Annotated in this window: 12 protein-coding genes; 5 read left to right on the plus strand and 7 right to left on the minus strand. The window is 65.8% G+C overall.

Annotated features, from left to right (window positions below):
- Positions 1-56 precede the first annotated feature (56 nt).
- Positions 57-2,180, minus strand: coding sequence for a methyl-accepting chemotaxis protein (locus EZ304_RS05905; RefSeq protein ID WP_142806539.1), 2,124 nt, complete (start codon positions 2,178-2,180; stop codon positions 57-59).
- A 233-nt stretch (positions 2,181-2,413) separates the two neighbouring features.
- Here EZ304_RS05905 and EZ304_RS05910 point away from each other — a divergent pair, with 233 nt between their 5' ends.
- From EZ304_RS05910 to EZ304_RS05920, 3 genes are all read left to right on the plus strand, one after another.
- Positions 2,414-4,417 (plus strand): CARDB domain-containing protein, encoded by a 2,004-nt coding sequence (locus EZ304_RS05910; RefSeq protein WP_185959220.1) that lies wholly within the window; start codon positions 2,414-2,416, stop codon positions 4,415-4,417.
- A gap of 170 nt (positions 4,418-4,587) precedes the next feature.
- Positions 4,588-5,553: a L,D-transpeptidase family protein gene (locus tag EZ304_RS05915; RefSeq protein WP_185959243.1), complete on the plus strand. Its 966-nt coding sequence runs from the start codon at positions 4,588-4,590 to the stop codon at positions 5,551-5,553.
- Between the two features lie 4 nt (positions 5,554-5,557).
- Positions 5,558-6,214 carry a M23 family metallopeptidase gene (locus EZ304_RS05920; protein ID WP_142806542.1) on the plus strand — a complete coding sequence of 219 codons (657 nt, stop codon included), beginning with the start codon at positions 5,558-5,560 and terminating at the stop codon, positions 6,212-6,214.
- Here EZ304_RS05920 and EZ304_RS05925 read toward each other — a convergent pair.
- From EZ304_RS05925 to hflK, 5 genes are all read right to left on the minus strand, one after another.
- The gene (locus EZ304_RS05925) at positions 6,150-6,812 is read right to left on the minus strand and encodes a hypothetical protein (RefSeq protein WP_142806543.1); all 663 of its coding nucleotides are present in this window, start codon (positions 6,810-6,812) and stop codon (positions 6,150-6,152) included. The genes EZ304_RS05920 and EZ304_RS05925 overlap by 65 nt on opposite strands.
- Before the next feature lie 117 nt (positions 6,813-6,929).
- Complete coding sequence (locus EZ304_RS05930; RefSeq protein ID WP_142806544.1) at positions 6,930-8,222, minus strand: adenylosuccinate synthase; 1,293 nt, start codon at positions 8,220-8,222, stop codon at positions 6,930-6,932.
- A gap of 369 nt (positions 8,223-8,591) precedes the next feature.
- On the minus strand, positions 8,592-8,777 hold the full coding sequence (locus tag EZ304_RS05935; RefSeq protein WP_005410640.1) for a DUF2065 domain-containing protein: 186 nt from the start codon (positions 8,775-8,777) through the stop codon (positions 8,592-8,594).
- Between the two features lie 67 nt (positions 8,778-8,844).
- Entirely contained in the window at positions 8,845-9,708 is an 864-nt protein-coding gene (gene hflC, locus EZ304_RS05940; RefSeq protein ID WP_010482785.1) for a protease modulator HflC, read from the minus strand.
- Positions 9,705-10,838 carry an FtsH protease activity modulator HflK gene (gene hflK, locus EZ304_RS05945; protein WP_005410642.1) on the minus strand — a complete coding sequence of 378 codons (1,134 nt, stop codon included), beginning with the start codon at positions 10,836-10,838 and terminating at the stop codon, positions 9,705-9,707. The genes hflC and hflK overlap by 4 nt, the downstream gene beginning before the upstream one ends.
- A 153-nt stretch (positions 10,839-10,991) precedes the next feature.
- On the opposite strand from hflK, the gene EZ304_RS05950 reads away from it, so the two are divergent.
- Together EZ304_RS05950 and pilH are read left to right on the plus strand one after the other, a co-directional pair.
- Positions 10,992-11,987, plus strand: a complete 996-nt coding sequence (locus EZ304_RS05950) for a YhdH/YhfP family quinone oxidoreductase (protein ID WP_142806545.1) — start codon at positions 10,992-10,994, stop codon at positions 11,985-11,987.
- A gap of 88 nt (positions 11,988-12,075) precedes the next feature.
- Entirely contained in the window at positions 12,076-12,447 is a 372-nt protein-coding gene (gene pilH / locus EZ304_RS05955) for a twitching motility response regulator PilH (RefSeq protein WP_005410644.1), read from the plus strand.
- A gap of 98 nt (positions 12,448-12,545) precedes the next feature.
- Here the strand turns inward: pilH and EZ304_RS05960 are convergent, their stop codons facing one another.
- A complete protein-coding gene (locus EZ304_RS05960) occupies positions 12,546-13,436 on the minus strand; it encodes a DnaJ C-terminal domain-containing protein (RefSeq protein WP_099555340.1) in 891 nt (296 codons plus the stop codon).
- Between the last annotated feature and the right edge of the window lie 145 nt (positions 13,437-13,581).

The following is a 13,581-nucleotide window of genomic DNA, read 5'->3' on the forward strand; positions in this document are numbered from 1 at the left end:
ACGGAAATGCGGCCGCCCAGGGCGGCCGCATTTCTGTCACGGGGTCAGCAGCCTGCTCAGGCTGCACGACGCGTCACGGCCGAAGCCGCTGCGCCTTCCACCTTGAACACCGCCACCGACGTGGTCAGTGCATGCGCCTGCTCTTCCAGCGCGCGACTGGCAGCGGTGGCTTCCTCCACCAGTGCGGCGTTCTGCTGGGTCACCTGATCCATCTGCACCACCACCTGGTTGACCTGCTCGATACCGGCGGCCTGCTCCTTGCTCGCCGCAGCGATGTCGCTCATCAGCTGGGTCGTGCGCGAACTTGCCTGGGCCACGCGCGCGATCGCGGCTTCCGATTCAACGGTCACCGCCAGGCCACTCTTCACCTTGGCCGCGGCGTCTTCGATCAGCTCCTTGATCTCCTTGGCGGCGACGCCGGCGCGCTGCGCGAGCGTGCGCACTTCGCTGGCGACCACGGCAAAGCCACGTCCCCGCTCGCCGGCACGCGCAGCTTCAACCGCAGCGTTCAGCGCCAGGATGTTGGTCTGGAACGCGATGCCGTCGATCACCGTGGAGATCTCCGAAATGCGTGCCGAGGACTGATCGATCTCACCCATCACCGAGGCCATCTGTGCCATCGCCTGCTCGGTCTCGCGCACGGCGGCACCGGCCGCATGCGCTTCGCTGTCGGCCTGGCGGGCCAGCTCGGCATTCTGGCGCACGGTGGAGGTCAGTTCCTCCATCGATGCGGCCGCTTCTTCCAGATTTGCGGCCTGCTGCTCGGTGCGGCGCGACAGGTCGTTGTTGCCGGCGGCCAGTTCCTGCGCCGCGTTGTTGATGCTGTCGGCGGCCACCTGGATGCCCCGCACGATGCCGGTCAGCTGCGCGGTGGTGGTGTTGGCGTCGTCACGCATGCGCGCGAACACGCCGTCATACTCGCCGTCCATGCGCGCGGTCAGATCACCGTGCGAGATTGCACGCAGCACATCGGAGACATCGGCGATGCTGGCCTGCGAACTGGCCATCATGCCGTTGAGGTGCTCGACCATCGCCTTGAACTGGTACTGGAACGCAGCGGCATCGCCACGCATGCTGAAATCACCGGCGCGTGCGGCGCGGGCCAGTTCATCGATCTGCGCGTTGATCGACATCAGGCTCTGCTTCACCGCCGCCAGGGTGCGGGTCAGCGTGCCCTTCTCGCCCGGGTAGTCCGGCAGGTCGCGGCTGAGGTCACCGATGGCGTAACGCTGCATCACCTCGGCCATCAGCAGTTCCACCTGCACGTGCGATTCGACCAGGCTGTTGGTGGCCTGCACCATGCGGCCGAAGTCACCGGGGAACGCGGTGACGTCCATGCGATAGCGGATCGCGCCCGCCTCATGCTGCTCTGCCATCTGCAACTGCGCGCCGATCGCCGCCTGCACGCTCTGGCGAACGCTGGCCATGGCTTCACCCAGCTGGGTCAGTTCATCGCGGCCACCGAGGCGGAACTCCTGGTCCAGCTGTCCCTTGGACAGGCGCTCGGCCAGGTTCACCGCGCGGGCCAACGGGCCGGTCAGGCTGCGGCCGATCATCACCGAGGCACCGATACCGACCAGCAGCGCGACGCCGCCCAGCACCAGCAGCTGGAGCAGGCTGCGCTCGCCCAGGCGGATCGCCTCGGCGGCTGCATCGCGGCTTTCCTTCTCTTCAAAGTCCACGCCATCGGACAGCGCCTTGTTCCAGCCATTGGCCGCGTCCTGCACCGGGCCCAGGGTCAGCGCCACGGCGCCCGGGTAGTCGCCCTGCTCCATCAGTTCGCTGGTCTGCTTGTTGAGCGGGCGCGCGATGGCACGCTTGGCCGCGATGGTTTCGGCGATGGCCTTGCCGTCGGCGTCGCTGGGCAGTGCCTGGTAGGCGCTCCAGCTGGCCTCGTAGCGCTTGACCAGATCGGCGATGCGCTGCTCATCGTGGCCGCGGTCATCGCCCTGGCGGATCAGCATCTCGCGGCGCACGACCATCATCTGGTTGTTGGCATCGAGCATCTGCGACAGCAGGCGCACCTTGGCCACGCTGACGTCGACCACCTGCTGCATCGCGCGCTTCTGCACGACACTGGCGGTGGCGCCGGTGGCCACCACGGCGGCAACCAGCAGCAGCAACAGGCCAAAGCCCAGCCCAAGACGCCAGGCAACCCTGACATTCCTCAAGTAGTTCATGGGGGTATCCAAAACGGGGGGATATGGCCTTATCGGCGGCCCCATGATGGGTCTTGATCCATAAATTCTGAATGCTTCGGGCGCGGTTCACGTTTGCACCGTCATTGCCAGCAACGAATGCGCAGCATCTCCGCAGGCGGTCTGATCCACGCGGTTGTTGCCGTTATGCTGGGCCGCCGCTGATCTGCACGATGCCAGACCTCGGCCACCCTCGCCATCGTACAAGGACGACCATGAGGCATTATCTCAGTGCACTTCCGCTCCTGCTTGCCTGCATGACAAGCCCACAGTCCGCGCACGCCCAGGACGCATACACCGGAAGCAACTTCAAGTTCCTCTACGCGTACAACATCATCGGCAATGCTGAACCCGCAGTTCGCTCCCAGCTGACCGAGCTGCACAATGCCGGCGCGAATGTGATTCCCGTGACAGGATGGAATACGGGTGAACTCAGCTCCCGTTTGCAGGCGCTGCGGCAGGACCCGCTGTTGTCCAGATTCAAAGTGCTGCTCCAGTTCAACGGACCGGTTCACGACGCTTGGTACGCAGATCCCGGCAGTGCCTGCTCTCCTGGCAACGAGCGTCTACCAGACTGGCTTCAACAGGAGCTTGACGCTGTTGCTGCACTTGCCCTGCAGAACTCAGACATCGTAGTCGGTTACTACACCTTTGATGAACCAGCTCTGCCACAGACACCACAGAACCTTGGTATCTGCAAGCGCTTCCAGGAACTGGTCTACGAAAGGCTTCGGCAAGCGGATCCCGATGCATCCGCGCGCCCGGTGATCATCGCCAATCTGATGGGCACGTTGAGCGATGCCCAGATCCAGTACGCAATGAGCCCGCACGCACAGGATGTCGTCTTCGTTGACCAGTATCAGAACACCGTGAACGAACAGGTCACCCAGTACCAGAAATGGAAACGGCACGGATTGCTGGGAGGTGGAATGGTTCCGGTCCTTCCTGCTTTCAACTACACCAGTTGCAATGACCCCGGACTGCGCTCCAGCTTCCGAGCGAAACTCGAAGCTGCATTGCAGGCCGTGTATGGAGCGGACCGCCCCCGCAACCTGGGCAGCGCCTACTTTGCATTCTGGCCGGGTGCACGCCCTGATTTTCAGTTCGACGGACAGAACTGCCCTGCCATCTTCAACTCCATGATCGATGACCTCTCGCATCAGCCGGACCTGCAGGTCACGCGGATCGACACGATTCCAAGCCAGTTCCGGGCCGGGGAGCCGGTCCGTTTCCGCGCAAACATCCGCAATGTCGGCAATGCTCCGTCTCCCATGAATCACCACAGTGTCCTTGTCCATGAGGAGGGACGGTGTTTCGACGGAGGATGCCAATGGGGAATCCTGACCACCAGTCTGGCCCCCGGTCAACAGGCCACCATAGATCTGAACCAAGGACCCAGCTGGATACCTTCGGCAGGGCTGCATGCGGTGACCGTGTTCGCAGATGACGCGGACCGCATCAAGGAACTCGACGAACACAACAACGAGTTGACCCGGGAAATCATGGTGGGGGATCTGCCCGATCTGCAGCCATACCTGATCGAAACGATTCCAGCCAGTTTCAAGCCAGGCGATGCAGTGACATTCCGCACGGCGGTAACCAACCGCGGATCAATGCCCGCACCTGCGGGTTGGCTCGGAGCGGTCTATCTGGTAAACGGCGCGTGCCCAGCCAGTGGCTGCCCCTGGAGTGGTCTGACAACGGCCCTGGCGCCGGGTGAATCCGTATGGTTGAGCCCCACAGGCCCCGTTTGGCCAGCCGCGGGTGGCCAGCAACAGATCACCTCCATTGTTGACGACCAAGGGCTGATCCAGGAGTCGAATGAGGGCAACAACCAGCTGGCTCGAATCATCCAGGTCTCGGACAAGCCAGACCTTCGGATCACCAGCGCCCATTCACAGCCGCTGCGTCCGAAATCCGGCGATGCAACGTCGTTCACCGCCACCATCGAGAATGTCGGCTCGGTCGCCGCCAGCGCGCCCTGGATTGGGCTGATGGCCATGAAGAACGGGCAGTGTTTCATTGAAGGTTGCGTATGGGGCGGGCTCCAGAACTACACCTTGGCACCCGGCGCCAGCGTCAATGTCAGGACATACAACGACGTCTGGCGCCCGACCGCCGGGGTGCATTCCATCCAGCTGCTGGTTGACGATCAGAACACCGTGAGCGAGTCGCGGGAGGACAACAACAGCATCGACATCACGGTCACTGTGGATTGAACATCAGGGCAGGCGGCGACGGACCCGTAGTCGCCTGCCCTCGTTGCTTTTCATGTACAGACGCAGCCCCACAAGGGATAGTCACGCTTGCACCACTCATCCCGGCGTCAGATTCTTTTCACATCCGTCCTGCATTGCGCACAGGCATGGTAGTTCCGTGAATGCCGGAGATGCCCATGCGTGTACCCCATCCTGTGCTGTTCGTCCTGTCGCTACTGATATCACCCGCCTTCGCGCAGTCCCCTGCGCCCGCCCACCTGCCCGCCCCCATTGCCGAAACGGCCGGACCGGACACTGCGCCACGCTCCGCCCTGCACGCCCAGGTGCTGCTGGATCGCGCGAATTTCTCCCCTGGCCAGATCGATGGCGAAGTGGGCAGCAACCAGCGACGCGCAGTTTCGGGTTTTCAGGCGGCGCGTGGGCTGCCCGTGACCGGTGAACTGGATGACGCTACCTGGAAGGCCCTGCAGGCCGATACGATCACGCCGCTGGCCAGCTACACGCTGACTGCTGAAGATGTTGCCGGTCCGTTCCAGGCCACACCGAAAGGGCCCGCCGCCCAGGCCAAGCTGAAATCGCTGGGCTACGGCAGTGTGGAGGAAGCCCTGGGCGAGCGCTTCCATGCCTCCCCAGAGCTGATGAAGGTGCTCAATCCCGGCGTGGATCTGACCAGGGCTGGCAGCCGCATCCAGGTCCCCAACATCGCAGCGGCCGCATTGCCGAAGGCCGCCAGGGTCGTGGTCGACAAATCCAACTCCACGCTGCAGCTACTGGACGCGCAGGGCAAGCTGATCGCGCAGGTGCCGGTGTCATCCGGCAGCCAGCACGACCCGTTGCCTATCGGCGAATGGAAGATCCTGGGCGTGTACCGCGACCCGCCGTTCCACTACAACCCGAAGCTGTTCTGGGATGCCCGCAAGGGCGAAAAGAAGGCCACGCTGCCGCCAGGCCCGAACAATCCGGTCGGGCGGGTCTGGATCGATCTGTCCAAGCCGCATTACGGCCTGCATGGCACGCCTGAACCCGGCCACGTGGGCAAGACCGAGTCGCATGGCTGCGTGCGCATGACCAACTGGGATGCACTGCGCGTGGCCGATGCCGTGGATACCACGGTACCCGTGGTGATGCAGGAGTGATGTGATGCGTCTTTCGCAGCTGATCGTACTGGGTGTGCTGCTGGGCCTGGGTGCGGGCTGGTGGCTGCGCCGCGATGCGGGTGAGCCGGTGGCGGTTGCCCAGCCCGCAGTGCAACCTGCGGTGGCTGCGGCTGCAACGCCGCGCGTGGACGGCCCGGCTCCCACTGCCGTGCCGCCGTCCAACGCCACCGATGCGCCAGCCGGTCTACTGCTGCCGGTACAGGGCATCCCGGCCTCCCAACTGCGGGACACCTTCACCGATGCACGCAGCGAGGGCCGCGTGCACGATGCCATCGACATCATGGCCGATGCAGGTACCCCGGTACTCGCGGTGGCTGATGGCACGGTGGAGAAACTGTTCGACAGCGAACGCGGCGGCTTGACGATCTACCAGTTCGAACCCAGCGGGCGCTGGTGCTACTACTATGCGCATCTGCAGCGCTATGCCGATGGCCTGGCGGAAAAGCAGGTGATCAAACGCGGGGACGTGATCGGTTACGTGGGCAGCACCGGCAACGCCAGTGCCGAGGCCCCGCACCTGCATTTCGAAACACACGTGCTGGGAGCGGAAAAACAGTGGTGGAAGGGAGAGTCCATCAATCCCTATCCCCTGCTGAAATCGGCTGCTTCGACGCCCCACGCTGCCAGCGCCGCAAGGTGATGGTGAGTACCGCCAACGCGGCCCCTGGAATCAGCAGGAACAGCGCCGCCATCTTCCAGAAGAAGAACGGCCACAGCCAGAGGTAATCCAGGTCGGTCAGCTTCAGCAGGTCCAGTGGTGGCTGCAGTTCGATGTCTGCCGGGTGCCCCGCCAGCGCCGGGTCCACCTCCAGTACGGTTACCCGCAGCCATGAGCGTCCGCGTGGCAATGCATCGCCGCGGCCATAGCCGAAGTAGGACGCCATGAGGCCGCTGGATTCAACCGATGCCAGCCTGCGATTGATGCCCTGCCCGGCCACTCCCGAACGCTCCCCTGCGCGGAAGTCTCCATGATCGGTGGGAGTTTCGATGCGCAGCAGCACCTCGGGGTCAGCCTCTGTACCGTCCGCGGCATAGCGCAGGCGCAGCCGCAGTTGGTCATCGATGAGGCGGTAGACGGTGAACTGGGCGGTTGCGCCAGGGGTCAGCACCAACGGCACCGTCTGCGTGCGCGAAGCCAGGGTATTGGCAGCCGCACCCAGCACCAGTACCAGGCAGGCGATGCCCCACAGGCTCCAGAACACCCACAGGGTGATCCGTATCACCGTCATGCCCTTCACGCTGGCATCCTGGTCATCGCGTCGCTTCCCCGCTGGCCCTGGCGACACAGTAACGAAAAAGCCCCGCTTGCGCGGGGCTTTTCCTGTCACCTACGCCGGGCAGCGCCCGGCGCTACCTCAGGCGAACGGATCCTGCAGGACCATGGTGTGGTCACGGTCCGGGCCGGTGGAGACGATGCTGATCGGGCAGCCGGCCAGCTCTTCCAGCGAACGCAGGTAGGCACGTGCGGCCGGCGGCAGGTCGTCCCAGTGGGTGATGCCGTGGGTGTTCTCGCTCCAGCCCGGGAACTCCAGGTACACCGGCGTGCACTCTTCCCAGCCCTGCGCGTCCAGCGGCGCGTACTCGGTGCGCTTGCCGTTGTATTCGTAGGCGATGCAGACCTTCAGCTTTTCCATGCCGTCCAGCACGTCCAGCTTGGTGATGCACAGGCCGCTGATGCCGTTGATGGCCACGGCGCGCTTCAGCGCAACGATGTCCATCCAGCCGCAACGACGCGGACGGCCGGTCGACGCACCGTACTCGGCACCGCGGTCACGGATGCCCTGGCCGACTTCGTCGTCCAGTTCGGTCGGGAACGGGCCGCCGCCGACGCGGGTGGCGTAGGCCTTGGCGATGCCCAGCACGTAGTCGATCGAATCGGCGCCGACGCCGGAACCGGCCAGCGCGCCACCGACGGTGGTGTTGGAGCTGGTGACGTACGGGTAGGTGCCGTGGTCGATGTCCAGCAGCGCACCCTGCGCGCCTTCGAACAGCACGCGCTTACCCTGCTTGCGCAGGTCGTGCAGGATGCCGGCCACGTCGGACTTCATCGGCTGCACGTATTCGCCGAAGGCCAGCGCTTCGTCGAAGGTCTTCTGGAAATCGACCGCATCGGTGTTCAGATACTTGGTCAGCACGAAGTTGTGGTAATCCAGCGCGGTGCGCAGCAGTTCTTCCAGCTGCTTCGGGTAGTGCAGGTCGGCGATGCGGATGCCGCGACGCGCCACCTTGTCTTCGTAGGCCGGGCCGATGCCACGGCCAGTGGTGCCGATCGCCTTGCCACCGGCAGCGCGCTCGCGCGCCTGGTCCAGGGCGATGTGGTACGGCATGATCAGCGGCGCAGCCGGGGAGATCTTCAGGCGCGAACGCACTTCGACGCCGGAGGCTTCCAGCTCGGCGATTTCCTTCTGCAGCGCGGCCGGCGAGATCACCACGCCGTTGCCGATCAGGCACAGCGCATCGTCACGCAGGATGCCCGACGGGATCAGGTGCAGGACGGTCTTCTTGCCGTTGATAACCAGGGTGTGGCCGGCGTTGTGGCCGCCCTGGAAGCGCACGACGGCGCCGATTTCCTCAGTGAGCAGATCGACGATCTTGCCCTTGCCTTCATCGCCCCACTGGGCACCAAGCACTACGACAGACTGACCCATGACGGGCTCCTCATATGTTGCGGCCATCGGGGCCGCGGACGGGTAAACCGTGGCGGGGCTGGCCAGCACCTGGAGGGCGGCTCCAAACGGGGAGCGCCGGCGATGGAAGGCCCAGACACGGAAAAAGCCGAACGGGGAGGCCCGTCCGGCTTTTGTGCATTATCCGGGTTTCCGGGGTCCGGTGCCACCTTTCCGACGGACGGCTTCACCGGCCGGTCAGCCGCCCCGCCCGGTAGTGCCGGCCGCTGGCCGGCAATGCCAACCAAGGTTGGCCTCTACCAGAGCCGGGCCATGCATGTGAACGCAGGCGGTAGTGCCGGCCGCTGGCCGGCAATCCCGGGTTGCCGGCTAGCGGCAGGCACTACCCTTTCAATGCCGCGCCCACCACAGCAGGCTCAGGCCGGCCAACAACACCAGCCCGCCGAAGCTGCGCAGGGCCGGGCTGGGCAGATCCAGCAGGCGCTCGGCCATGCGCTTCCAGGCAAACGGCGCGACGAACAGGAACAGGCCTTCCAGCACCGCCACCAGGCAGACGGCGGCGAACAGATCTTTCATGGGGGACTCCGGAAAAAGCACGGGGCCCGGCATTCAGCCGGGCCCCGTGGGGTAATGCTCTGCGACTTCAGCGGTCGTTCTTCAGGTACTGCAGGAACGGGTCGTTCTTGTCCAGCACGATTACGCCGTTGCCGTCGGTCATGGAGCCACGGTAGGCCTCCAGGCTGCGGTAGAACGCGTAGAACGACGGGTCGGCCGAGCCGGCCTTGCCGTAGATGCGGGCTGCATCGGCATCGCCTTCACCGCGCAGGCGCTGGGCATCACGCTCGGCTTCGGCGATCAGCACGGTGCTGTCACGGTCGGCCTGGGCACGGATGGTCAGCGACTGCTCCTCGCCCTCCGCACGCAGCTTGGCGGCTTCCTGCTTGCGCTGGGCGCGCATGCGCTCATACACGTCATTGATCACCTGGCTGTCGGTCGGCAGGTCCACCTGCTTGATGCGCAGGTCGATCATCTGCATGCCCAGGCCGGCCACGGCTTCGTTGATCCCCTTCAGCTGCTCGGCGATCAGCTCGCTACGGTCGCCGGAAACCAGCTGCTGCAGGGTGCGCGAGTTGATCTGGTTGCGCAGCGAGTCGGTGATGATCGGCGCCAGGCGGGCGTTGGCGATGCGCGGATCGCCGCCGGTGGCACGGAAGTAGTCACCCACGTTGGAGATGTAACCGATGGCGAAGAAGTCGACGCTGACGTCCTTCTGCTCGGCGGTGAAGTAACGCGCCGGGGCAGTGTCGAGCACCTGGAAGCGGCGGTCGAAGACCTTCACCGTTTCCACCACCGGTACCTTGAAATGCAGGCCCGGCTTGATGTCCGAACGCACCACCTTGCCCAGGTTCAGCACCATGGCGGTCTGGTCCTCACGGACCACGTACACCGAGCCGAGCAGGCCCAGCACCACCGCCACGATCACGGCGATCCAGATTGGACTCTTCATCGGCTGCCCTCCTCACGGCCACTCGGTCGCCCGGTCGGGCGGCCCACCGGCCGGCCCGGATCACGGGAAGCTTCCGCCGCTGCACCCGGCAGCGACGGCATCACCACGTCCGGGTTGGCCACTGCGGCCGGAGCCGACGTGCTGGGACGGGTATCGCCGGTCATCGGCACGTAGATCAGCTGACGGCCATCGCCACCGATCACCTTGCGGTTCTCGCTCAGCACCTGCTGCACGGTCTCCAGCCACAGGCGCTTGCGGGTCACTTCCGGGGCGTCCTTGTACTGGGCCTGCAACAGGCTGAAGCGCTGCGCATCACCCTCGGCCTTGGACACCACGGCCTGCTTGTAGCCTTCGGCGGTGGTACGGGCGCGCGAGGCCTGGCCTCGGGCTTCCGGCACGACCTTGGCGGCGTAGGCCTGGGCTTCGTTGATCAGGCGTTCCTTGACCTGCTGGGCACCGTTGACCTCGTCGAAGGCCGGCTTCACCTCTTCCGGCGGACGGGCGTCCTGCAGGGTCAGGCCGGTCACGGTCAGGCCGGTCTTGAACGCCTTCAGCAGCGCCTGCAGGCGCTCTTCGGCAGCCACGGCCAGCGGGCCACGATTGTTCAGTACCGCGTTGAGGTCGGCACGGCCGACTTCCTCGCGCACCGCGCTCTGCGCCGACTGCTCCAGCACCTGGTTGGCATCAACGGTGCCGAACAGGTACTGCTGCGGGTCGTCGATGCGGTACTGGACGTTCAGCGAGACGTTGACGATGTTCTCGTCGCGGGTCAGCACCGGCACCTGGATCGAGAAGGTCTTGATCTCGGTGGCGTTGACCTTGGTGACAGACTCAATCGGCCACGGCAGCTTGAAGTTCGGGCCGGGTTGCAGGATGCGCGAGAACTGGCCGAAGCGCAGCACCACGCCACGCTGCTGTTCGCCGATCAGCTGGAAGCTGGAGAACAGCACCAGCAGCACCACGGCCGCCACCACCCAACGCACGATGCCGCCGTCGAACAGGTCCTTCAGTGGCCCGGGCAGTCCGCCCCAGCCACCACCATTGCCACCGCCGCGCGACCCGAACGGCCCGCGTCGATTGTCCTCGGGGCCTTGTCCGCCCTTGTTGCCGCCGGGTGTATTCCAGGCCATGCACGCTCCATCAAGATTTGGGCTGCGGCGCGGGCCCTTCCCGCACCACCAGCCGTGAAACCATCACCGATCATACAAGATGGGGCGGATCGGCAGGATCGAAAGGGGGGCAACGGGGTAAGGTGGCGTTTTCCTCGAAGTCAGGCAACGCCGATGGCCCCCACCACCCCGTTCACCGCCTTCCGCATCGAAAACGACGACGCCGGCTACCGCAGCGGCCTGGCCCAGCTGGGTGTCGACGACCTCAACCCCGGCCAGGTGCTGATCCGCGCCCACTGGTCCTCGGTCAACTACAAGGATGCCCTGGCCGGCACCGGCAAGGGGAAGATCCTGCGCCGTTTCCCGCTGGTGGGCGGCATCGACGTCGCCGGTACCGTGGTCGCCAGCACCGACCCGGACTGGCGTGAAGGCGACGCGGTGCTGGCCACCGGCTGCGGCCTCAGCGAGACCCGTGATGGCGGCTACAGCCAGTACGTGCGGCTGGAATCGCGCGCGGTGATCGCCCAGCCGGCCGGGCTGACCCCGCGCGAGGCAATGGTGCTGGGCACCGCCGGCTTCACTGCGGCGCTGGCCCTGCTGCGCATGCAGGACAACCGGCAGACCCCGGAACTCGGCCCGCTGGCGGTCACAGGCGCGAGCGGCGGCGTCGGTGCGTTGGCGCTGTCGATCTTCAGCCGTGCCGGCTACAGCGTGCACGCGGTCAGCGGCAAACCCGACCAGACCGACTTCCTGCACGCCATCGGCGCCACCGAGGTACTGCCACGCGACGCGCTGTCCGATACCGGCCCCCTGCAGTCGGCCCGCTTCGGCGGAGGCCTCGACAATGCCGGAGGCGACATGCTGGCCAGCCTGCTGGCGCAGACCGTGCCCTACGGCAGCGTGGTCAGTGCCGGTCTGGCGGCCAGCCCGACGCTGGACATGACGGTGATGCCGTTCATCCTGCGCGGCGTCTCGCTGCTCGGCGTGTCTTCGGCCAATGCACCGCGCGGGCTGCGCGAAGAAGTGTGGTCGCGACTGGGCAGCGACTGGAAGCCGCAGCAGCTGGACCGCATCTGCACCGCCGAAGTCGGCCTCGATGGTCTTCCCGCCGTGTTCGAGCGGATGCTGGCCGGTGGTTCGCTGGGCCGCACCGTGGTGCGGATCGACTGAACGTCGCAGGCAGGCGACGGACGGCAGACGCGGCCCTCCCGCCAGTAATGTGCCCGCACTACACTGCGGGCATTACATGGGGAACAACATGGCACGCATTCTGATCGTCGACGACTCACCGTCGCAGCTGTTGGGGATACAGCGCATCGTCGAGAAGCTCGGGCACCAGATCCTGACCGCCACCGATGGCGCCGCCGGGGTCGAAACCGCCAAGGCCGAGCTGCCCGACCTGGTCCTGATGGACGTGGTGATGCCCAACCTCAACGGTTTCCAGGCCACCCGCACCCTCGCCCGCGACGAGGCCACCCGGCACATTCCGGTGATCCTGGTGACCACCAAGGACCAGGACACCGACCGCATGTGGGGCATGCGCCAGGGCGCCAAGGCGTACATCACCAAGCCGTTCTCGGAAGACGAACTGTCCGAGGTCCTGGAACGCGTGTTCGCCGGCCAGGGCTGAGACGCGCGCGGTAGTGCCGGCCGCTGGCCGGCCACCACGCATCACCGTCCAGGGCAATGAAATTGCCGGCCAGCGGCCGGCACTACCGCAAGGCGTGCTCAGATTGACTCGCCGAAGGCCTTGGCCAGGTTCCGGTACGCCTTCTTCTGCGCCTCGTCGGTCGCGGCCGGGGCCACGATCTCGATCTCGACGATCTGGTCGCCGTCCGGATTGCCCGGCAGGCCACGCCCGCGCAGGCGCAGCTTGCGCCCGGCATCGGAATCGGCCGGGATCTTCAGTTCCACCGCGCCGCCCAGGGTCGGCACGCTGATACTGGTGCCCAGCGCGGCCTGCCACGGCGTGACCGGCAGCGTATAGAGGATGTTGCGGCCGTCAACCTCGAACTGCGGGTGGGCGGCGTATTCCACTTCCAGCAGCAGGTTGCCGCCATGGTTGCCCTGACCGGCCAGACGGATCACCTGGCCCGGACGGATGCCCTTGGGCACGCGCACGTCCAGCTGCTTGCCGTTGACGGTGATGCGCAGGCTGTCGCCGCTGTAGGCCGCTTCCAGTGGCACCGACAGCTTGGCGCGGGTGTCGCGGTTGGGCGCATGGCCCTGGCTGCTGAAACCCGGGCCCGGACCGGCTCCGCCGCCGCGCTGGCGCGCGAACAGGCTTTCGAAGAAGTCGCTGAAGCCGCCGTTGGGGCCGCCACCACCGAACACTTCCTCGAAATTGAAACCACCGGCGCCGCCGTAGTTCGGCGGCACGTTGAACTCCTCGCCCGGGCGATAGCCCTGCGCGCGCAGCTGGTCGTAGGCCGCGCGCTTTTCAGGATCGCGCAGCGCCTCGTAGGCCTCGTTGACCGCCTTGAACTTGTCTTCGGCCCCGGCCTCCTTGCTGACGTCCGGGTGGTACTTGCGTGCCAGCCGGCGGTAGGCGGTCTTGATCTCCGCCTCGCCCGCGCTCGGTTCCACCCCCAGGGTGGCGTAGTAATCCTTGAATTCCATCCAGCTACCTCGATTCGCTTCGGCCGCGCCGGTGGCGCCGCCCCGGGTTCATTCTACGCGCCGGCGATGCTACGCCGCCCTTCGTGCGGCCCCGGTGAGGCCGACTGATCCTGCGCAATGCGGCTGCCATCGCCCTGCCCCAGGC

Origin of the sequence: Stenotrophomonas maltophilia, from assembly GCF_006974125.1 — a bacterium.
In the GTDB taxonomy this organism is placed as follows: domain Bacteria; phylum Pseudomonadota; class Gammaproteobacteria; order Xanthomonadales; family Xanthomonadaceae; genus Stenotrophomonas; species Stenotrophomonas maltophilia_O.